At 30.3% G+C, this 20,861-nt stretch carries 23 protein-coding genes and 2 pseudogenes; 14 read left to right on the top strand and 11 right to left on the bottom strand.

Annotation, left to right across the window (positions count from 1 at the left end; all coding sequences use genetic code 11):
- The coding region (locus ACP7BT_RS13090; RefSeq protein ID WP_426303786.1) for an IS6 family transposase at positions 1–298 on the bottom strand (298 nt) is incomplete at its 3' end.
- Between the two features lie 73 nt (positions 299–371).
- Positions 372–501 (bottom strand): annotated as a pseudogene (locus ACP7BT_RS13085) (nickase); the annotation flags it as partial.
- A gap of 905 nt (positions 502–1,406) precedes the next feature.
- On the opposite strand from ACP7BT_RS13085, the gene ACP7BT_RS13080 reads away from it, so the two are divergent.
- The 5 genes from ACP7BT_RS13080 to ACP7BT_RS13060 all read left to right on the top strand — a co-directional run bounded on the left by ACP7BT_RS13080 (position 1,407) and on the right by ACP7BT_RS13060 (position 4,342).
- Entirely contained in the window at positions 1,407–1,571 is a 165-nt protein-coding gene (locus ACP7BT_RS13080; RefSeq protein ID WP_002475972.1) for a hypothetical protein, read from the top strand.
- 557 nt (positions 1,572–2,128) lie between these two features.
- Positions 2,129–2,608, top strand: a complete 480-nt coding sequence (locus ACP7BT_RS13075; RefSeq protein WP_058703184.1) for an HTH domain-containing protein — start codon at positions 2,129–2,131, stop codon at positions 2,606–2,608.
- Positions 2,609–2,623: 15 nt separating this feature from the next.
- Complete coding sequence (locus tag ACP7BT_RS13070; protein WP_058703185.1) at positions 2,624–2,950, top strand: hypothetical protein; 327 nt, start codon at positions 2,624–2,626, stop codon at positions 2,948–2,950.
- Between the two features lie 21 nt (positions 2,951–2,971).
- Entirely contained in the window at positions 2,972–3,886 is a 915-nt protein-coding gene (locus ACP7BT_RS13065) for a hypothetical protein (protein WP_123213860.1), read from the top strand.
- Between the two features lie 21 nt (positions 3,887–3,907).
- A complete protein-coding gene (locus tag ACP7BT_RS13060; protein WP_002491167.1) occupies positions 3,908–4,342 on the top strand; it encodes a hypothetical protein in 435 nt (144 codons plus the stop codon).
- 419 nt (positions 4,343–4,761) lie between these two features.
- On the opposite strand, the gene ACP7BT_RS13055 is transcribed toward ACP7BT_RS13060, so the two are convergent.
- Positions 4,762–5,733: a replication initiator protein A gene (locus ACP7BT_RS13055; protein WP_058703187.1), complete on the bottom strand. Its 972-nt coding sequence runs from the start codon at positions 5,731–5,733 to the stop codon at positions 4,762–4,764.
- A 397-nt stretch (positions 5,734–6,130) separates the two neighbouring features.
- On the opposite strand from ACP7BT_RS13055, the gene ACP7BT_RS13050 reads away from it, so the two are divergent.
- Positions 6,131–6,871 carry a DUF536 domain-containing protein gene (locus ACP7BT_RS13050; RefSeq protein ID WP_002451757.1) on the top strand — a complete coding sequence of 247 codons (741 nt, stop codon included), beginning with the start codon at positions 6,131–6,133 and terminating at the stop codon, positions 6,869–6,871.
- 620 nt (positions 6,872–7,491) lie between these two features.
- Here ACP7BT_RS13050 and ACP7BT_RS13045 read toward each other — a convergent pair.
- Positions 7,492–8,262: an ABC transporter permease gene (locus ACP7BT_RS13045; protein ID WP_002455772.1), complete on the bottom strand. Its 771-nt coding sequence runs from the start codon at positions 8,260–8,262 to the stop codon at positions 7,492–7,494.
- 1 nt (position 8,263) lies between these two features.
- A complete protein-coding gene (locus tag ACP7BT_RS13040; protein WP_002447409.1) occupies positions 8,264–8,959 on the bottom strand; it encodes an ABC transporter ATP-binding protein in 696 nt (231 codons plus the stop codon).
- Between the two features lie 536 nt (positions 8,960–9,495).
- On the opposite strand from ACP7BT_RS13040, the gene msr(A) reads away from it, so the two are divergent.
- Positions 9,496–10,962 (top strand): ABC-F type ribosomal protection protein Msr(A), encoded by a 1,467-nt coding sequence (msr(A), locus tag ACP7BT_RS13035; RefSeq protein WP_002447408.1) that lies wholly within the window; start codon positions 9,496–9,498, stop codon positions 10,960–10,962.
- Between the two features lie 223 nt (positions 10,963–11,185).
- Here msr(A) and ACP7BT_RS13030 read toward each other — a convergent pair whose 3' ends face one another.
- Positions 11,186–11,764 (bottom strand): recombinase family protein, encoded by a 579-nt coding sequence (locus ACP7BT_RS13030; RefSeq protein WP_225602195.1) that lies wholly within the window; start codon positions 11,762–11,764, stop codon positions 11,186–11,188.
- A 156-nt stretch (positions 11,765–11,920) separates the two neighbouring features.
- Positions 11,921–12,499: a recombinase family protein gene (locus ACP7BT_RS13025; protein ID WP_002455810.1), complete on the bottom strand. Its 579-nt coding sequence runs from the start codon at positions 12,497–12,499 to the stop codon at positions 11,921–11,923.
- A 236-nt stretch (positions 12,500–12,735) separates the two neighbouring features.
- On the opposite strand from ACP7BT_RS13025, the gene ACP7BT_RS13020 reads away from it, so the two are divergent.
- Positions 12,736–13,410 carry an IS6 family transposase gene (locus tag ACP7BT_RS13020; protein WP_002449609.1) on the top strand — a complete coding sequence of 225 codons (675 nt, stop codon included), beginning with the start codon at positions 12,736–12,738 and terminating at the stop codon, positions 13,408–13,410.
- Positions 13,411–13,574: 164 nt separating this feature from the next.
- Here the strand turns inward: ACP7BT_RS13020 and ACP7BT_RS13015 are convergent, their stop codons facing one another.
- The 3 genes from ACP7BT_RS13015 to hxlA all read right to left on the bottom strand — a co-directional run bounded on the left by ACP7BT_RS13015 (position 13,575) and on the right by hxlA (position 15,180).
- On the bottom strand, positions 13,575–13,907 hold the full coding sequence (locus tag ACP7BT_RS13015; RefSeq protein ID WP_002505086.1) for a winged helix-turn-helix transcriptional regulator: 333 nt from the start codon (positions 13,905–13,907) through the stop codon (positions 13,575–13,577).
- Between the two features lie 89 nt (positions 13,908–13,996).
- Positions 13,997–14,545, bottom strand: coding sequence for a 6-phospho-3-hexuloisomerase (gene hxlB / locus ACP7BT_RS13010; protein WP_015387319.1), 549 nt, complete (start codon positions 14,543–14,545; stop codon positions 13,997–13,999).
- A 2-nt stretch (positions 14,546–14,547) separates the two neighbouring features.
- The gene (hxlA, locus tag ACP7BT_RS13005) at positions 14,548–15,180 is read right to left on the bottom strand and encodes a 3-hexulose-6-phosphate synthase (RefSeq protein WP_002449613.1); all 633 of its coding nucleotides are present in this window, start codon (positions 15,178–15,180) and stop codon (positions 14,548–14,550) included.
- A 200-nt stretch (positions 15,181–15,380) separates the two neighbouring features.
- On the opposite strand from hxlA, the gene ACP7BT_RS13000 reads away from it, so the two are divergent.
- The 6 genes from ACP7BT_RS13000 to ACP7BT_RS12975 all read left to right on the top strand — a co-directional run bounded on the left by ACP7BT_RS13000 (position 15,381) and on the right by ACP7BT_RS12975 (position 20,710).
- Complete coding sequence (locus tag ACP7BT_RS13000; RefSeq protein ID WP_002449611.1) at positions 15,381–16,712, top strand: glucose-6-phosphate isomerase; 1,332 nt, start codon at positions 15,381–15,383, stop codon at positions 16,710–16,712.
- Between the two features lie 31 nt (positions 16,713–16,743).
- Positions 16,744–18,150, top strand: coding sequence for an NADP-dependent phosphogluconate dehydrogenase (gndA, locus tag ACP7BT_RS12995; protein ID WP_002449612.1), 1,407 nt, complete (start codon positions 16,744–16,746; stop codon positions 18,148–18,150).
- Positions 18,151–18,213: 63 nt separating this feature from the next.
- The gene (gene zwf / locus ACP7BT_RS12990) at positions 18,214–19,674 is read left to right on the top strand and encodes a glucose-6-phosphate dehydrogenase (RefSeq protein ID WP_002449615.1); all 1,461 of its coding nucleotides are present in this window, start codon (positions 18,214–18,216) and stop codon (positions 19,672–19,674) included.
- Positions 19,675–19,712: 38 nt separating this feature from the next.
- Positions 19,713–19,826 (top strand): NAD(P)H-dependent oxidoreductase, encoded by a 114-nt coding sequence (locus ACP7BT_RS12985; RefSeq protein ID WP_015387320.1) that lies wholly within the window; start codon positions 19,713–19,715, stop codon positions 19,824–19,826.
- Positions 19,801–20,322 carry an NAD(P)H-dependent oxidoreductase gene (locus tag ACP7BT_RS12980; RefSeq protein ID WP_015387321.1) on the top strand — a complete coding sequence of 174 codons (522 nt, stop codon included), beginning with the start codon at positions 19,801–19,803 and terminating at the stop codon, positions 20,320–20,322. Before ACP7BT_RS12985 ends, ACP7BT_RS12980 begins: the two co-directional genes overlap by 26 nt.
- 187 nt (positions 20,323–20,509) lie before the next feature.
- Positions 20,510–20,710, top strand: a complete 201-nt coding sequence (locus ACP7BT_RS12975) for a hypothetical protein (protein WP_015387322.1) — start codon at positions 20,510–20,512, stop codon at positions 20,708–20,710.
- Between the two features lie 74 nt (positions 20,711–20,784).
- Here the strand turns inward: ACP7BT_RS12975 and ACP7BT_RS12970 are convergent.
- Positions 20,785–20,861 (bottom strand): annotated as a pseudogene (locus ACP7BT_RS12970) (IS6 family transposase); the annotation flags it as partial.

Raw genomic sequence — 20,861 nt, 5'->3', positions numbered from 1 at the left:
ATGTATGTCCCTCTGCATCAATGGCACGATATAAATAGCTCCATTTTCCTTTTATTTTGATGTACGTCTCATCAATACGCCATTTGTAATAAGCTTTTTGATGCTTTTTCTTCCAAATTTGATATAAAATTGGGGCATATTCTTGAACCCAACGGTAGACCGTTGAATGATGAACGTTTACACCACGTTCACTTAATATTTCAGATATATCACGATAACTCAATGCATATCTTAGATAGTAGCCAACGGCTACAGTGATAACATCCTTGTTAAATTGTTTATATCTGAAATAGTTCATACAGAAGACTCCTTTTTGTTAAAATCATACTATAAATTCAACTTTGCAACAGAACCTTTTTATCTCTAACTATAAAATTGCTTTTTTCATCTGTACGTTCGCTATATAATGCTTCATCAGAACGATAAGACGCTGACGCAACAATATTTTTTTGTTGCTCGATTAATGTGAGTCACTCTCAACATAAAGTAGCCTAAAAGCATATTTCTTATCATTTGAATGTTACTTTTTTCTTAAAAACTCTTAAATTTATACTTACTTGATTTCACATTTATAAACGATAAATAAAATCATTCTTTGAATAACTTTAGACCATTTTAAAACATCTTTAATGATCTTTTTAAAATTAAATCATTTTGAAAACAAGTTAATTCACGATGCAAAAATATCCTCTATTCGTTCGTTTTTCTTATCGTTTCTTTAACATTTCGGACGTCTAAGGCGTCATGAAAATTGGTATTCCTATGTTTCTTTCATCACATATCATAGCATGTAATGAGGCATAAAACCTCGCTATTCACTCGTTTATCTTCCCACCATATCTCACATTTAGAATCTGAAATTAGATTCTCAGTAAAGAGCATAAGGAATCCCAATACCACTTCGTGTTATCCAGCATAGCTGGAAGGTTTCTTATCACTCACTTCGTTCGTTTGCTCCAACTGCGTTGAATCTCAAACCGTTGTAGTACAACGGTTTGAATAAATTCCAAAATGACATTATCACGTTAAAATGATTTTACCAATTTAAGTCGTTAAAGTGGCATCGTAAAAAAATAGCTCAGATTCTATTAAAGATTATCACATCAGTGGTTGAACTACTTTCAGATCCTGTAAGAATCTGAAATAAATAGTTTTAGGTCCTGTAAAACACACACAATTAATACACCTTTTTTTAATTAATATTGTCAAAATAAGAACATCATTTTTTCCCATTACTAACATATCATTACTTCAAAAAGGCATTAAATTTCTTTTTTTATTGCATCAATCAATGTTCATTTTCCTCTTCGCATTAAGATAAAACAGATGCAAGTTCAAAAGCAATAGAAACAATTGGAAATTGTTTCTTAGGTCAAAATATGACTAATAATAAAGGAGGAAATACTATGTTTTATCGCCTATTTAATGAATTGTTAGCTGACATTAATTACACAAAAGATGATGTCATGCACATGTATCATCGTATTAATAAGGGGACAGATGAACCAGGTAAAACACAACGATTTCAACGTGTTTTTAATTACCTATATACCACTCTCAAATACGAATAGCCACTCAATTGTGAATTAATACTGGTCGACAAAGCTCCAGAAGAATGATCTTATCACTACGTGAATTACAGTTTTTATTATGGCTATTATTTTTAAAGTGGAAAAAAAATATTATTCATTTTAAACACGATCATTGACATGTATCTTACCGATTTCAACTTAAAAAAATGAAGTTTATTTACACTCATATCTCATTTTTAGAACACCTCTGTATACTTTTTAGATGGTATCCATACATGAAAATCACTATAAATTGTTATTTTAATTAAATCATTAATCTTCAATTGGAGAAGATGATGCTTACAAAAACAGAATAAAGTGCACCGATATTTTTTGAATTATGACCATTACTTTGAAACAAAACCGATACTTTTATCACACACACTTATAGAAGAATTACCGACACTTTTTGTCAGTGGTTCTTCTTTTTTAATACACAAAAAAACATAAATGTATAACTGTTTTCACAATAATTAAATCTAAAAACACTCAATCAAACAAACGACATTTTTCTACAAATGGCTTCCATATAATGTGTTTGGGGAGGGCACAATACAGTGGGATACAAAACAAAAAGAATTCTTTATATTTACAAAAGATTATTATCAAATCATCATGTCAACATAAAACATATGGCACAGTTTTTCAATACAAACATACGTACAATACAACGAGATATCCAAGATATTAAGTCATTCTTAAACGAACAAAAGCAAACCGTTTTATATGAGAAAACGACATGTAACTATTACATTGCACATCAAAGTGTACTCGATGATGAACACATACAAACGCATGCTACATTTGAAATGACATATCAAGTATATCGTCAAATAAACAAACAATATGAAACTTATATCGTTCAGAAAAACAGACAGACTCTCAAAGTTATGCTAGCTATCCCTAAAACTGACGCGATTAATATCTGTTTTATGTATCGAAAATCTCTACGTCTGATTTCACCTGAAATATTAGTTAAAGAATTCAGCCAAGAACTATCTCAATTACAAACGAACTATATTTTAAATACAATTTAAAAGGAGTTTAATAAAATGAAAAAAATCTTAATCTTACTGTCAATATTACTTGTTATAGGAACAGCTTGTTCAAGTGGTCCGACTAAACAAGCGCAAGGTAAATGGCAAAGTGATAGTGATCATGGAATGACCTTCACAATTAAAGGAGAGAAATTGAAAGTTAATATCAAAGGAACAACTGCAGAAGGATCCATCAAAGATGATGAAAACCATAAAAATTTATCAAAAATCAATTTTATGGGAGAAAATTTTTATGCCAAAGTCAATGGCGATACATTATCAATCATTGAAGAACCTGGAGAAAATCAAGATAAAGGAGAACAATTTAAAAAAGTAAAATAAATAATAAAGGACTGTTAAAATATGAAAAAATTAATCGTTGGTGTGTTAGGTATAACACTACTATTAACAGCTTGCAATACTAAAGATAACCATCATGAAGCAAATAAAGAACATCAAACCAATACAACGAAGCAACCCCAAAAACATGATCATCATGCAAAACATAAGTTGTATTTACATCAATTTTTAAATGACCATAAAGCTAAATTAGTCATCACACTTAAAAACAGTGTAACTGATAGTGACGTATCAAATAAGGACCTCATCAAAGCACCTAAAGAGCACTTAAAAAAATTTCAAATTTCAAATATTGGCTATATCAAAGACGGGAAAGGATACAATTATAGTGACAAAATTAACAATAACGTCACCTTAAATCAATTAATTAATACCCCTGTTTCAGATGTTAATCGTAAACTAACAAAATTAACAGAATATGAAATGAATCATGGTGTTAATGATGTACAAAACAAAGTGAAAATTAATTATCAGCCCTCTCAATTAAAAACGATTCTATACACGAAAAAACATAAGTCAATGAAAGAAGAAGTTCAACTCGCAAATTTCCAAAGAGAAATGGATATGAGTGGCGATATTGGTGAAGAAAAAACAAATTGGATTTCGGATCATAATAAAATCAATGATGAGGACTTAGCCAACAATTTCCCAAAAACAAAACATATCGACATTGACCCATTTGAATATAAAGGGAAAACGTTAGCAGGTTTTGCGGAGACAGATGGGAACGCTGATGGTTCAACAAATAACAACGTCGCAAATCAAAATATTTTAGAATTAACTTTATTTGCAGTGCCTAAAGATACCAAAATTATAAAAGATAAAAGAAAAGATGCAGATCATATCATAGACTATCAAAATACTGATGATGGCAAACAAGAGAAAGATCAAAAAGAACATTCATTCGACAATTTATAAATATTAATAAGGAGATTTTACATGGAAACCAAACAATACCACATTGTTAATCGTTATATCGACTTTTGGGTTAATACATTTAATTACCAAGGAGAAACCAGTCGACAAGGCTTTTGGATACCAACCATTATCAATACACTGATTTTAATACTTGAATACACTTTTGTAACAATATCGTATGATAATTTTGGTTTATTAGAAGACTTTAGTGTATTCACCAAAATCATATTGATGTTAATCCCGTTTATCATGGGCATTGCACAAACTGCCTTAACACAACGCCGATTTAATAATCTAAATAGCAACAGTATCTGTCCTAAAATATGTGGTGTTGCTTTTGTCATCACATTTTTAGCCTTCGTCATTGATATCAGAATTATTGCGGTATTCACACTCATGATTTATTTAATAACTGCACTGATTAATGTAATCATTGCTTCTCGACCTACAAAATAATAGCTAACTATAACCATAGCTCAATTTTAATTGTTTAATTGTTTACATGTTTTTTTGTATTTATCTACAATTTTTACAATTAAAGAAGCTTGATAAATAAATGTATAAGTATATTAAACAACGACTAAAAAACATTTTCAACCACAGCTGTGATTCAGTTATCTGAATGGTTTGGCTTTGAAAGGTATGATCATGAGACTGCCTAGGAACCTTTTTAGGTTCCTTTTTATTATGTTTTAAAAATAATCATCTTAAATTTATTTCAATTGTTTGATTGCCACTGGGGTTCTACTCATTTAAAAATCCACAAACTGTCGCCTTGTCGATTTCATAGCTTATACTATACTGATATTCGACGAAGCATTTTAGTTAAGGGGCTTCAACAGTGATCAATTTTTTAATTATAAAGCGTATCTTAATTAATAATTAAATAGATTATTTTGAGGTTTATGTTGTCTACGCATATATAAGGCATGAGTTTCTTCTAATTCAGTTTTAACAGATTTCATTAAGTACCCTTGCATTGCTTCAACTGTTTCATTCTTTTGTAGTAGCATCGCTTTAAATCGTTTTAAGACACTGACAAGTTCGAACTCCACGTCTTCTAAACGGTAATATGTATCATGAGCATTATTAAATGATTTTTTTCCTTTAAGTAAAACACTTTTAATAATACGAATTTCTCTAATTTCAAAATTACTTAAGTAATCTTTGATTTGTTGTGGCAATTCTTCAAGCACTTGGAATTTTAAGGCATCATTATTAAATTCAGTTTGTTGATGATTTGTATGATTCGAATGAGCGTTTTCAGAAATATTGTTAGGTGTATCATTCAGATCATTCGTATCATTGTTCTCAGTTTCTATATAATCAGTATTACTAAATTCAGTATCATTAGGGTCTAAGTTTTGGGATTCTGGAGTCCCATCATTTGGGATTCTGGAGTCCCATTGTTTGGGATTCTGGAGTCCCATTATTTGGGAGTCCTTGATATTACTCGATTTGTCATCGTTCGAAGTACTATTTTGTATTTCTTTTTCAATAGTTATATTCGTTTCTATTTCATGAAGATATAGTTTGTTCGGTCGATTAAACCCGGTTTTAACTTGTTCCAGTAAACCAACCTCTTGTAACTCTTTTTTTATTTTAGTTATTGTATTTTTACTTTTATCTAACACTTCTTGAAGATTTTCATTAGTAAAAATAAAGTATATATCTCCATTTTGATCTATCCAATTATTTTTAATAGATAAACTAACTCTATCATTAAGAATTGCATAGGTAACTTTAGCACTATCACTTAGCTTTTTATATTTTTCGTTGATAAATAAAACTTTATGTAGCATATAGAAATTTTGATTGGCTTGATTTTTTATATTTTTTCTAGGCATAATAAAAACCCCTTTCCTATTAAAATTTTGGATAGAGGTAATAAAACATTACAAGAACACATAAATTTTCTGCTTGCACTTTGATGATATAGTTGTATATAATACAGATATCAAAAGATTTATAAACGTGCTGCAACGTTTTATCACCAACCCCCGACTATTACCAGTAGTTGGGGTTTTGTCATGTTAAGGTTATTATATCACTTTGAACAACCTTATAAAAGGGAAAATGCAGGATTGTCAAAGGTTTATAAAGGGTTTATAAAGGGTTTATAAACCTTTGATGAAACGATTGATGGGAACTGTTTTTTAATATTGTAATTACTTTATTATCAAGCTTTATGAGTTTATACTATTTTATAAAAGGTTGATAAACATTTTATAAAGGGTTGATGATATGAGAAGCGTGAAAGCTTTAAGTGAAGAATTAGAAGTTAGTAAGCAAACAATTTTTAATAATATTAAAAGATTGAATATAGAAACAATAAAACAGGAAAACACTTCGTTTATTAAAGAAGATAGCGACATAGAAAAAATAGTTCAAAGAGTAAATGAAAATAAGAAGAAATATGGATTTGAAAATGTTGCTCAAAGTAAACAAAAAAAAGCCCCAGATAATATTGACGTTGAATCTAAAACTGATGCTCAAATAGTGGAGATTCTTAAAAACCAGATTGATACTTTGAATAATCAAATTGAAAAGCAAGAAAGTCGTCATGAAACAACAATTGAATTTTACAGAAAAGAGTTGCAAGAAAGGTCGAAATTGCTTGAAAATCAACAAGTATTAGCTTTAGAAAGTAATAAAAAGATTCAAAAATTAGAGAATCAATTAGAGGAAGAAAGACAGCTTAATTATTCTTTTGATACATCTTCTAATGATAGACAAAACGTTAATGCGCAAGAAGCAACATTTACCGAAGAATCTAAAGATAATAATCAACAACAAGAGGAAAATCAAACAACAGATAAAGATATAGATCCTAAAGTTATATTTGAAGAGAATAGGAATGAAGATATAAATCAATCAACTAATGCGAAGGAAAATGAACGAGTTGAAAAACAAGATCCTAATACTAATGATGAGGTCGAACGACCATCTAAAAAGGGATTTTGGAGTCGCTTGTTTGGTAACTAATTCTATTAAAAAGACACAAGAAGTTTATAAACTTCTTGTGTCTTTTTATGTGGATTGAACTTCTGATAATCATTGGTTATGTAAACAGAGTGAATGAGGCAATCATAGTCCATACAGAACCTTTATTTGGCTCTCATTTGTGTTTTAAGAGCTTATGTAAAAAAACATATAAAATACCCCTTAAAATGCAAAATAAGGATATTAGCTTATCACATATGAGTTTTGGTTTTAGTACGACACTTTTTTAGGTGTGTAAGTGCGCCTTTGGATATAAAAATAAAAGCCAACCCAGACAAAGTGGATTGGCTTTTTCTTTCGTACGGTCTGTTTATTTTTCCTTCGACGCCGTATCGTCGATGTAAATAAAAAAAGTTATGGACTAAAAATCTACATCACTTTTTCAAGAATGTAGTAGCGATATTCGACACAAATTAATTTTTATAACTGCTCGGAATATCTCAAGCCGTTTCTTTGAATTTAAAATTAAAAATCGACGCAGGTCGATGACGGATCTACACTAGCGTTTGGAACAAACGTATAAGTGCGCCCTTACGGGAGTTAAGTAGATTATAACACTGGTTAGTAGAGGAATGCAAAATTATAAAGTGTGTTGAGTTAGATTAGACATTTTTCTTTTTAAAGACAAATACTACGATGATTAAGAAAATAATAATATAAACAATATTACCAATAAATAATTCATGCAGTTCTAATTTTGTGAATTTTTTCATGTTTTTATCAACAATTTGAACCATAATATTCATCATACTAATAGGGTTCCATTTTAACCATTCCCATTTATCTACAACAATTGTTAATATCCCTGACAAAATTGAAGTGGCAAAATACAATACAATACCGACAGCAATAGAGACACCGGGACTTTTCATTGCACATGAAATTAATAAGGTGATACTTAAGACTAACCATGTTCCAACATATGTACCTAGTCCAGTTAATAACATTTTACTTAATAACGATAACGCATCACCCTTACTTTCAAGGAGATTGATATCGTTGAAGAAAATAGCCCATAGAATAATTCCTACAACAATACTAACAATAAAATACAGTAGTGAAAAAAGTATTAATGTAATAATTTTACTAATAATAATGCTTGTTCTCGTATATTTTCGATAGAGAAGATTTTTAATTGTACCATGATAAAACTCCATTGAAATAATGGTGCTGGCTTGAATAATTAATAAAAAGATAAACCATGAAAAACCACTAAATGCTGATTCAATAGATGATTGTGGAGAAAAAACATCATCATAGTTTTTAGATATTATAGCTTGAACAACCATTAATAACATAATGATAATTGGTATAATAAACGTCGATTTCTTTTTAAACAATTTAAAACATTCTTGCTTAATTAAAGTGCCCATTTTACGATTGATCCTCCTTATCAATGATACTTAATAATACATTTTCTAAATCGTTATCTTTATATTGGTTTAATTCTTCTTCGGTAGTTTCAGTAACAATTTTACCTTTGTTAATGATAAGGATAGAATTGGTGATTTTTACTAACTCACTTAATATATGGCTAGAAATTAAAAAGGTAACGCCCTCTTCCGCTTTTTTTACAATGAGTTCTCTAACATCTCTTACAGCCCTAGGATCTAACCCATTCATAGGTTCATCTAAAATAATTAATTGGGGTTGATTTAAGAAAGCTATTGCAATACCTAATTTTTGTTTCATACCCAAGGAATATGTTTTGGCTTTATTATGTATATACTCATCCATTTTAAGTTGAGAGACAATTGTATCAATATCTTGAGTATTTTTAGTTTCATTTAGTAGTTTAAGATTGTCATAGCCTGACATAAAGGGATATACTCCTGGATTTTCGATCAATGCACCAACGTTACTTTTTTTATGCTTATTTTCAATAACTTCAAAGTTACCTTCTTGATAAATCGAGTAGCCTAATATAACTTTCATCAAAGATGTTTTTCCTGCCCCATTTGCTCCAACAAGACCGACAATCTGTCCTCGTTTTAAATTTAAAGAAATATCTTTGAGAATAGTCTTATTACCTATCTTTTTTGTTAAATGTTCTACTGTTAAAACATCCATACAATTATCTCCTTTTTAATTATTTAGATATATTTTAAATCCAAACTTAATGTATCATAAAAAAATAAATTATTTAAATACATGTTGAGATACATAAATATAAATTAAATGAAGTGCTGCATTTTATAAGTACACTCTAAATTAACAAGATGTATAATCAATCTCAAATTGTAATTTTATACTTTTATTATATGATCTTTGTACTTAGAGATATATTGTAAAAAAACCAATAAAATGTTATATTAACATTACTATTTTATCGATGAAGGAGGATTAAAATGACAGCTTCTATGAGACTCAAATAAACCTTTTTGAATACAAAACTAAATTAATTCAAAAAGGCTTGTCCGCAATACACACACTCATAGGATGACTTATGTCATTTTTTATCCTTCGATAGGAATAATAAACGCTTTCAAATACTAAAACATCGTAATAATTCTTTAAGTGTTTGAAAGTGTAATGTGAATGAGACGGGAGTAGCCTGTCTCATTTTTTGCGTACACGTCCTTTAAATATACAAGGAGTGTATAAATATGGAACAATATACAATTAAATTTAACCAAATCAATCATAAATTGACAGATTTACGATCACTTAACATCGATCATCTTTATGCTTACCAATTTGAAAAAATAGCACTTATTGGGGGTAATGGTACTGGCAAAACCACATTACTAAATATGATTGCTCAAAAAACAAAACCAGAATCTGGAACAGTTGAAACGAATGGCGAAATTCAATATTTTGAACAGCTTAACATGGATGTGGAAAATGATTTTAACACGTTAGACGGTAGTTTAATGAGTGAACTCCATATACCTATGCATACAACCGACAGTATGAGTGGTGGTGAAAAAGCAAAATATAAATTAGCTAATGTCATATCAAATTATAGTCCGATATTACTTTTAGATGAACCTACAAATCACTTGGATAAAATTGGTAAAGATTATCTGAATAATATTTTAAAATATTACTATGGTACTTTAATTATAGTAAGTCACGATAGAGCACTTATAGACCAAATTGCTGACACAATTTGGGATATACAAGAAGATGGCACAATAAGAGTGTTTAAAGGTAATTACACACAGTATCAAAATCAATATGAACAAGAACAGTTAGAACAACAACGTAAATATGAACAGTATATAAGTGAAAAACAAAGATTGTCCCAAGCCAGTAAAGCTAAACGAAATCAAGCGCAACAAATGGCACAAGCATCATCAAAACAAAAAAATAAAAGTATAGCACCAGATCGTTTAAGTGCATCAAAACAAAAAGGCACGGTTGAGAAGGCTGCTCAAAAACAAGCTAAGCATATTGAAAAAAGAATGGAACATTTGGAAGAAGTTGAAAAACCACAAAGTTATCATGAATTCAATTTTCCACAAAATAAAATTTATGATATCCATAATAATTATCCAATCATTGCACAAAATCTAACATTGGTTAAAGGAAGTCAAAAACTGCTAACACAAGTACGATTCCAAATACCATATGGCAAAAATATAGCGCTCGTAGGTGCAAATGGTGTAGGTAAGACAACTTTACTTGAAGCTATTTACCACCAAATAGAGGGAATTGATTGTTCTCCTAAAGTGCAAATGGCATACTATCGTCAACTTGCTTATGAAGACATGCGTGACGTTTCATTATTGCAATATTTAATGGATGAAACGGATTCATCAGAATCATTCAGTAGAGCTATTTTAAATAACTTGGGTTTAAATGAAGCACTTGAGCGTTCTTGTAATGTTTTGAGTGGTGGGGAAAGAACGAAATTATCGTTAGCAGTATTATTTTCAACGAAAGCGAATATGTTAATTTTGGATGAACCAACTAATTTTTTAGATATTAAAACATTAGAAGCATTAGAAATGTTTATGAATAAATATCCTGGAATCATTTTGTTTACATCACATGATACAAGGTTTGTTAAACATGTATCAGATAAAAAATGGGAATTAACAGGACAATCTATTCATGATATAACTTAAAAACTATACACTAATTTATATTGAATATTTCTTTAAAGTATTATAATAAAGTAAATAACAATAGTACCATAACCGATCATTTTTGAGAAAAAGAATATAGAAGAAAAGAGAGGGAGTTTTTACCCTCTCTTTTCTTGTTTTATTATTAAAATCTCATAATAGATGATTAATATGCGTTTTAGAACGCTGTGAGAAACGCTCATTTGCATTGACAACCTATTTATCAAGATAATCCCTTATCGTGTTTAATTCTATAAACAGTCTGCCTTGTTATATTTACTTCTTTTGCAATTTTACTAATTGCTTGGCCTTCTTCTAACATTTCGACAACTCGATGATAGATAACACGCTTTTGAGGATCTTTCGCGTTTGGCGAATAAAGTAAAGGTCGTCCTTTATAAACGCCTTTTTCTTTTGCAACTTGAATTCCTTGTGCTTGTCGACGTTTACTTTCGTTTCTCTCTTGTTCTGAAACCATTGCTAAAATTTGAACAATTAAATCTTTCATAAATTTACCCAGTAATGGATTACTAATAACTTCATTCATCATAGGTAAACTTGTAATCATTAACTGAACGTCTTTTTCTTTTAAGTAATTCACAGTTTCAATAATTTCATCATAATTACGTCCTAAACGATCAATAGATTCCACAACGAATCGATCTCCCGTTCTTACAAAGTTAAGTGCTTCTTGAAATACTGGTCTATTTTCAATAGATTTCCCAGACTGTTTTTCTGTAAATATTTTTTCAGCCCCAAACGTCTTTAAATTTTCAAGTTGTCTTTCTAAATTTTGATCGATCGATGATACTCACGCATAGCCAACAATCATTGATTTTCACTTCATAATTAATATACACCCTAACCATACATTTTAGTTGCTATAAATTCAACAATTATACATGTATGATTAGGGTGTATCCTGTCTAATTTTTATCTTTCTTAAAATTTAGTAATATTATTTATCTTTATTTTCTTGGTTATTTAACTTATTGAGATAACGATAGATTGTGGTACGTGAAACTTTCCATTGTTCTGCAATAGTTTTAATTGGTGTTCCATTATCATAAAGTGTTTTGAGTAATTTTAAATCTTGTTTATTTAATTTTTCGGGTCGACCTCCATAGCGTCCTCTAGCACGAGCTGCAATTCGCCCAGCTGAAGAACGTTCTAAAATTAAATTACGTTCAAACTCTGCAAATGCTGCGAATAAATGAAATAACAATTGTCCTGTAGAACTTGATTTATCCATTGTTATATTTTCTTCTAAACTATGAAAACTCACGCCTCGATTATTAAGTTCATTAACTAATGTGATTAAATCTTCCATGTTACGTCCTAATCTATCTAGTCTCCAAACAACAATCGTATCTCCTGACCTCGCAAATTCAATAGCTTTATCTAAACCAGGACGTTTACTTTTTGATCCACTTATATGATCGCTAAATATCTTTTCACAACCATATTGATTTAATCGATCTTCCTGCAAATTCAAATTTTGTAAACCAGTTGAGACTCTTGCATAACCTATTTTCAAAATACAAACCTCCTATGTACATTTTCATTGTACCATAACTTAATTCTAACCCTATTTATGAACATAGATTTTCTGTTGGGTTATTGAACACTAAAATATGTATACTAGTTATATATCTAGATATAAAAAGAGAGTGTACAGAAAATGGTTATTTTCTGTACACTCTTGTATACAAATTTTGGTTCTGTTGCAAAGTTAGATTTATAGTATAATTTTAACAAAAAGGAGTCTTCTGTATGAACTATTTCAGATATAAACAATTCGATAAAGATGTTATAACTGTAGCCGTTGGCTACTACTTAAGATACGCATTAAGTTATCGTGATATATCTGAAATATTAAGGGAACGTGGTTTTGATGTCCATCATTCAACCATTTATCGATGGGTTCAAGAGTATGCACCTATTTTCTATCAACTTTGGAAGAGAAAACATAAAAAAACGTATTATAAGTGGCGTATTGATGAGACATATATCAAAATTAAAGGACAGTGGTGTTATCTGTATCGCGCGATTGATGCAGATGGACATACATTAGATATTTGGTTACGCAAAAAACGAGATCATCAATCAGCATATGCGTTTATTAAGCGCCTTATTAAACAATTCGGTAAACCTCAAATGATAATTACAGATCAAGCACCTTCAACGAAGGTAGCCATGGCTAAAATAATTAAAGTGTTTAAGCTGAAACCTAACTGTCATTGCACATCTAAATATCTCAATAACCTCATTGAACAAGATCATCGTCACATTAAGGTGAGAAAGACAAGATATCAAAGTGTCAATACGGCAAAAAATACACTCAAAGGCATTGAATGTATTTACGGATTATATAAAAAGAACCGTAGGTCTCTTCAGATCTACGGATTTTCACCATGCCACGAAATTAGTTATATGTTAGCTGGTTAGGCGAAGACTGACACAATAAAATGGTGATTAGCTATATTTTTCTAACTTTGCAACAGAACCCTTAATTTCATAGAACGGCGAAATTAATACATGTTAGTCAGCTAATTGAATACTTACATTATAAGAGAGTAGTTAACTTTATTTTTAATTTGCACCAGAACTTTTTAATGTATTATTTCATCCTTGAATAAATCACCCCATTCGCATATTGCATAAACCACCTTATCTAGCTTGTAGCCTATAGATGTCAGCTTATACTCCACTTTTGGGGGAACTACAGAATAAATATGTCTTTCAATAATTTGGTCCTCTTCTAATTCTCTAAGTTGTCTTATTAGCATCCTTTGATTGACATGCGGCAACTTTTTTTGTAGCTCACTTAATCTCAATACTTTGTCTTGAAGTAAATGAAAAATTATAGGGATCTTCCACTTTCCTCCGATAACACATAAAGCTAAATCTTTAGAAGTGAAAAATTCTTTTCCTTTATAATACAATTTTCATCCTTCTTTCTTCTATAATATTAGAATTTACATTGTTAATGCGGAAGATTATATAATCTTCCGCATTAACTGCTTATTTATATCTATTCTAAATTGGCATGATTATTTTGCATAGTTGTTTCATCAACATCTAATTGTGTCATTAGTCCAATGACTACACTATCTAAAAAGATTTGTGATGATTGTTCAAACAAACTACCTAACGGTTGATCAGACCCAGTAGCATCGTGTTTTGTACCTGCTGGTAATTCAACTACTGTGTCTGCAATTTCACCAATTGCAGAATCTAGTTTAGTTGTTAGTAATACCACTTCTGCTTCAACTGATTTCGCTTTATCTGCTAATAAGCGAAGGTGTTCTGTTGAACCCGAACCAGAAATCACAATAAATAAATCACCTTTTTGAATTGATGGTGTTGTTGATTCGCCAATAACAAATGCTTGCTTGCCTAATTGATTGAGTCTCATTGCAAAACTATTTGCAACGAATCCAGAACGACCCTTACCTGCAACAAATATGCGTGATGCTTCAGTTACTTCTGATGCAAATCCATCAAACTCTTCATCTTTAACATGAGATAAAGTACCCTTTAACTCATCTAAAATTAATTGATAATGATTAAAAGTTGCCATCATTATTTACCTTCAATAGCGTCACGACATTGTTTAGCTGCTTCTACAGGGTCATCAGCATTTGCGATACCGCCACCAACAATTACTAAGTCAGGTTCTTCTGCAACAATTTCTTTAATTGTATCTGGTTTAATACCACCAGCAACTGCGACTTTAGAATTTTTAATTACTGATTTAACTTTACGTAAGCTATCTAATGGAGATTGTCCTTCAGCTTGTAAATCATAACCAGTGTGCACTGCAATATAGTCAGCACCCATTTCATCTAATTCTTTCGCACGTTTTTCTAAATCTTGTACAGCAATCATATCTACTAATAATTGTTTGTCATTTTTATGTGCTTCTTCAACTGCTGCTTTAATTGACGCATCTTCTGCTACACCTAAAATTGTTACAACATCAGCGCCGAATTTAACAGCTTGGCTTACTTCATAGTCTGCTGCATCCATGATTTTTAAGTCTGCTAATACTTTAGCATTGCTTATATTTTCATTTAAATGTTGAACGGCAGGTAAACCTTCATTAATCACAATTGGTGTACCAATTTCAACAATATCGACATATTCTTCTACTTTTTTCGCTAATTCTGCTGCTTCTTCTTTATTTAATAAATCAATAGCTAATTGTAATTCCACTATAATTCATCCTTTCATTAATTTATACCTTTATTTTGACATAATTATCAATAAATCAATACTGACAAAATTGGCATATAGGGAATGTCAGCTTATCTAAAGGGGGTGACTATTTTTTCAGTATGAATAATATTACACTGTAGTGTACAGTTGGAATTGTAAATATAAGACTAATAATTACAAATTTGGAGGCTTTTTAGATGACTCATATTCAATTAGATTATGGTAAGACTTTAGAATTTTTTGGAGAACATGAATTAGAACAACAAAAAGATATCGTGAAGACATTACACAAAACGATACATGAAGGAACTGGTGCAGGAAATAATTTCTTGGGTTGGGTAGACCTTCCAATTGATTACGATAAAGAAGAGTTTTCAAGAATTGTAGAAGCTTCTAAACGTATTAAAGTAAATTCTGACGTGTTAGTTGTTATTGGTATTGGTGGCTCATACCTTGGTGCACGTGCTGCTATTGAAATGCTAACATCTTCATTTAGAACAAATAATGACTATCCTGAAATTGTTTTTGTAGGTAATCATTTATCATCAAATTATACAAAAGAATTAGTAGATTATTTAGCTGACAAAGATTTCTCTGTAAACGTCATTTCTAAATCTGGTACAACTACAGAACCAGCAGTTGCATTCCGTTTATTCAAACAATTAGTTGAGAATAAATATGGCAAAGAAGAAGCTAAAAAACGTATCTTTGCTACAACAGATAAACAAAAAGGTGCATTAAAACAATTAGCTACAAATGAAGGTTATGAAACATTTGTAGTCCCTGATGATGTAGGTGGCCGTTATTCAGTGTTAACTGCTGTAGGTTTATTACCAATCGCAGCTGCAGGTATTAATATTGAAGCGATGATGATTGGTGCAGCAAAAGCACGTAAAGAATTATCTTCTGACAAATTAGAAGAAAATATTGCTTATCAATATGCAACAATCCGTAACCTTCTATATAGCAAAGGTTATACAACTGAAATGCTTATCAACTATGAACCGTCAATGCAATATTTCAACGAATGGTGGAAACAATTATTTGGTGAATCAGAAGGTAAAGACTTTAAAGGTATTTATCCTTCAAGTGCTAACTACACTACTGATTTACATTCATTAGGACAATACGTTCAAGAAGGTCGTCGTTTCTTATTTGAAACAGTTGTAAAAGTGAATCATCCAAAACATGATCTTACTATTGAAGAAGATAGTGACGATTTAGATGGATTAAATTATCTTGCTGGTAAAACAATTGATGAAGTTAATACAAAAGCATTTGAAGGTACATTATTAGCACATACAGATGGTGGCGTACCTAATATCGTTGTTAATATTCCACAATTAGATGAAGAAACATTTGGCTATGTCGTGTACTTCTTCGAACTTGCATGTGCTATGAGTGGTTATCAATTAGGCGTAAATCCATTCAATCAACCTGGTGTAGAAGCGTATAAACAAAATATGTTTGCTTTACTTGGTAAACCAGGATTTGAAGATATGAAAAAAGATCTTGAAGCAAGATTGTAGGTTATAAACTATAAAGAAATGAGAGGATACAATGTCTAGTAATATTGGAATTTTAGGTTTAGGTGTTATGGGGAAAAATCTTGCGTGGAACATCGAGGATAAGAAATATTCTGTGAGTATTCATAGTAGAGATAATAATGAAATTAATGATACTATTCAAAAGTCTCATTATCAAAAGATATATCCTGCGTATAACTTGAAAGAATTTGTAGATTCATTAGAAAAACCCCGTAAAATTTTGTTGATGATTAAGGCTGGTAGTCCTACGGATAACATGATAAATGCCTTACTTCCATTATTAGACGATGAAGATATTTTAATTGATGGTGGTAATACAAACTATCAAGATACAATTCGTCGAAATAAAACATTAGCTGAAAGTGGCGTTAATTTCATTGGTATGGGCGTATCAGGTGGTGAAGTAGGCGCTTTAACTGGTCCTTCATTAATGCCTGGTGGTCAAGAAGCCGCTTATAATAAAGTCAGTGATATCTTAGATGCCATTGCAGCTAAAGCGCAAGATGGTGCATCTTGCGTAACATACATTGGCCCAAATGGTGCAGGTCATTATGTGAAAATGGTTCATAACGGTATTGAATATGCAGATATGCAATTAATCGCTGAAAGTTATACAATGATGAAAGACTTATTAGGTATGAGTCATACTGAAATTTCTCAAACATTCAAAGATTGGAATGCTGGAGAACTCGAAAGTTACTTAATAGAAATTACTGGTGATATTTTCACTAAATTAGATGAAAATAATGAACCATTAGTAGAAAAAATATTAGATACTGCTGGTCAAAAAGGTACAGGTAAATGGACTTCTATTAATGCATTAGAATTAGGAATTCCATTAACAATTATCACTGAATCGGTATTTGCTCGTTTCATTTCATCCATTAAAGAAGAACGTGTTAATGCGTCTAAATCATTAAATGGACCACAAGCTTCATTTGATGGTAATAAAGAAGAATTCTTAGAAAAAATCAGAAAAGCATTATATATGAGTAAGATTTGTTCTTACGCTCAAGGCTTTGCGCAAATGAGAAAATCGAGCGAAGATCACGAATGGAACTTAAAATTAGGTGAACTGGCAATGATTTGGCGTGAAGGTTGTATCATTCGTGCACAATTCTTACAAAAAATTAAAGATGCTTACGATAATAATCCAGAACTTGAAAACTTATTATTAGATCCATACTTCAAAAATATTGTTACAGATTACCAAGATGCATTAAGAGACGTCGTAGCAACAGGCGTTAAAAACGGTGTACCGACACCAGGATTCTCTGCAAGTGTGAACTACTATGATAGTTATCGTTCTGAAGATTTGTCAGCTAATCTTATCCAAGCACAACGTGACTATTTTGGTGCACATACTTATGAACGTAAAGACCGTGAAGGTGTGTTCCACACACAATGGGATGAAGAGTAATATAATTACTGTTACGGAATGAAAACCAGAAACTAGCTAATCAAGTAAAAGGGGGGAACTGCTTTGGATAAAAATTTATCATCATTAATAACAATATTTGGCGGAACAGGAGATTTAAGTTACAGGAAATTGCTACCTTCTATTTTTAATCTTTATAAAAAGGGTCACTTTAAGAAATTAGTTATCATTTCTACGGGTTTAGAGGATATAAGTGATGAAGAATATAGAAGTAAAGTAAAACAAATTTTATTAAGCCAAGAAAATTTTGAAATGGTGAACTTATTTTTAGATAACATATTTTACTTTCAACAAAATGTTGAAGATAAAACAAGTTGGAATAAATTAAAGGAACTTTCCAATGATATTGATAAAAAATATTGTTTGGATGGCAATAGATTATTTTACTTAGCAATGAATCCTCAATTTTTTAAAATTATAACTCAAAGCATAAGCCAATCAGGTCTTTCTGATACAAATGGATTTTCAAGATTAATAATAGAAAAACCATTTGGAAAAGATTTGAAATCTGCCGAAGACTTAAATAAACACATAAGACAGTATTTTAAAGAAGAAGAAATATTTAGAATAGATCATTATCTAGGTAAAGAGATGGTGCAAAATATTGAATCTTTACGTTTTGGTAATACAATATTTGAACCATTGTGGAACAACAAGTATATATCAAATGTTCAAATAACTCTATCGGAAACTTTAGGCATTGAAGATAGAGGCCAATACTATGATTCTACAGGAGCGCTTAAAGATATGGTGCAAAATCATGCACTACAAATACTTACTCTTATTGCTATGGAGAAACCCGAAAGCAGAAATAGTAAAGATATTAGACTAAAAAAAATCGAACTTTTAAACAATATAAAATTTTTGAAAGGGGCTGATGTACACAAATATTTTGTTAGAGGACAATATATTAATGGTATTATTAATGAAACTCCGATAATGTCATATCATGAAGAAAAAGGTGTTAATAGTGATTCAACAACAGAAACATTTGTAGCAGGGAAATTACTCATTAATAATGATAGATGGAAAGGGACACCGTTTTATATTCGTACAGGAAAGCGTTTAAATAAAAAAGCAATAGAAGTTGTTATAGAATTTAAAAAATTAAATAGTAAATTAATCTATGAAAATGATAATGAAGATGTTGATTGTAATTTAATGGTAATAAATATAGAACCTAATGCCCAAATATCACTATATATTTATGAAAATAAATCAACTAGAAATAATAGAAACCATAATATACAAATCTATAACTTAATAGATAAAAAACAAGTAGTGGATGCTTATGAATCACTTATATGTGATGCTTTAATAGGAAATCAAACTAATTTTGTACATTGGGAAGAACTTAAACATTCATGGGAATTTATAGATTATATAAGTACTGAATGGAAAAAATCTAACGTAACAATACCACAGTATAAACCAGGAAGTTTTGGACCTAAAGAAAGTGATCAATTACTTAAACAAGATAACTTTGAATGGTGGAATAATCTATAAAACGTAAATATTGCAAAACACTATATAGGAGAAGTTAAATGAATATTCTAATAGTATATGCGCACCCTGAACCTCAATCTTTTAATAGTAAACTTAAAGATATTGCACAAACAGTATTGAAGGAGAATGGTAATAATTGTCGTTGTATCTGATTTGTATAAAATGAATTTTAACCCTGTTGCTCAAAAATCTGATTTTAAATATTTAAAAAATAATAACTTTTTTAAATATCCTATAGAACAAGAGCATTCTTACAAAAATAATATATTAAGTAAGGAAATTAAATCTGAATTAAGCAAACTATTGTGGGCGGATATTATTATTTTTCAATTCCCTTTATGGTGGTCGAGTGTTCCTGCAATATTAAAAGGATGGTTTGATAAAGTTTTAATATATGGAGGGATTTATGGAGGGGCATATGGGAAGTTTAAGAACGCCAGATTATCTAATAAAAAAGCTATTATAAGTACAACAACTGGTTCATCAGGAGATATACACAAACAAGTACTATTTCACATTAGTCATGGAATAGTTGAATATACTGGAATGCAATGTTTAGATACATTAATCGCATATGAAATTGATAAAGATCAAAATAGTAGAGATGAGTATATAGAATTTTTTAAAAACAAAATAAAGTATATTTAACCAAATTGAAATACGGAGTAGAGAAATAAAAAAGCTAAGTCATTGATTTATTAAAGCATAAAACACTTGTATGGGCTATTATAGGGAAGTATTCTCAGAATGTGTTAAAAATATTATTAAACCAGAAGACACAGTAATTAATTTAAAATGTGGTTTTTCAAAATAATTTGGAAAGGAGTTTTTGTTTGTGATAATAGAGCAATTAAAACAAGAATTAGAATTAAATACAGTAAATAGTATAGAAGTTTATTTTCATTCTGGAGATTCAGTAATTGCAAGAAAAATAGACTATTCACAAAGTTCTGAAAAAATTATTAAAGTACTTAATCCAGTGCCTATGTATATTAATTTAGAAAATGTAACATACATTCAGTTAAGAGAAATGTAATAATGTAGATAGCATGGTTCTGTTGCAAAGTAAAAAAATATAGCTAACCACTAATTTATCATGTCAGTGTTCGCTTAACTTGCTAGCATGATGCTAATTTCGTGGCATGGCGAAAATCCGTAGATCTGAAGAGACCTGCGGTTCTTTTTAT

It is taken from the genome of Staphylococcus sp. Y174-1, from assembly GCF_049897865.1.
In the GTDB taxonomy this organism is placed as follows: domain Bacteria; phylum Bacillota; class Bacilli; order Staphylococcales; family Staphylococcaceae; genus Staphylococcus; species Staphylococcus saprophyticus.
Note: the sequence above shows the minus strand (reverse complement) of the source record. Positions and strands in the feature narration are given on the sequence as shown.

Excerpts from the sequence above, each read along its gene's own strand:
- ACP7BT_RS13000 (WP_002449611.1), top strand. The coding sequence starts at position 15,381 with ATGACTCATATTCAATTAGATTATGGTAAGACTTTAGAATTTTTTGGA.
- ACP7BT_RS13040 (WP_002447409.1), bottom strand. The coding sequence starts at position 8,959 with ATGGATGTTTTAACAGTAGAACATTTAACAAAAAAGATAGGTAATAAG.
- ACP7BT_RS13020 (WP_002449609.1), top strand. The coding sequence starts at position 12,736 with ATGAACTATTTCAGATATAAACAATTCGATAAAGATGTTATAACTGTA.
- ACP7BT_RS13060 (WP_002491167.1), top strand. The coding sequence starts at position 3,908 with ATGGAAACCAAACAATACCACATTGTTAATCGTTATATCGACTTTTGG.
- ACP7BT_RS13055 (WP_058703187.1), bottom strand. The coding sequence starts at position 5,733 with ATGCCTAGAAAAAATATAAAAAATCAAGCCAATCAAAATTTCTATATG.
- gndA (WP_002449612.1), top strand. The coding sequence starts at position 16,744 with ATGTCTAGTAATATTGGAATTTTAGGTTTAGGTGTTATGGGGAAAAAT.
- ACP7BT_RS13050 (WP_002451757.1), top strand. The coding sequence starts at position 6,131 with ATGAGAAGCGTGAAAGCTTTAAGTGAAGAATTAGAAGTTAGTAAGCAA.
- ACP7BT_RS13045 (WP_002455772.1), bottom strand. The coding sequence starts at position 8,262 with ATGGGCACTTTAATTAAGCAAGAATGTTTTAAATTGTTTAAAAAGAAA.
- ACP7BT_RS13080 (WP_002475972.1), top strand. The coding sequence starts at position 1,407 with ATGTTTTATCGCCTATTTAATGAATTGTTAGCTGACATTAATTACACA.
- ACP7BT_RS12980 (WP_015387321.1), top strand. The coding sequence starts at position 19,801 with ATGGTAATAATTGTCGTTGTATCTGATTTGTATAAAATGAATTTTAAC.
- ACP7BT_RS12985 (WP_015387320.1), top strand. The coding sequence starts at position 19,713 with ATGAATATTCTAATAGTATATGCGCACCCTGAACCTCAATCTTTTAAT.
- ACP7BT_RS13070 (WP_058703185.1), top strand. The coding sequence starts at position 2,624 with ATGAAAAAAATCTTAATCTTACTGTCAATATTACTTGTTATAGGAACA.
- hxlB (WP_015387319.1), bottom strand. The coding sequence starts at position 14,545 with ATGGCAACTTTTAATCATTATCAATTAATTTTAGATGAGTTAAAGGGT.
- ACP7BT_RS13065 (WP_123213860.1), top strand. The coding sequence starts at position 2,972 with ATGAAAAAATTAATCGTTGGTGTGTTAGGTATAACACTACTATTAACA.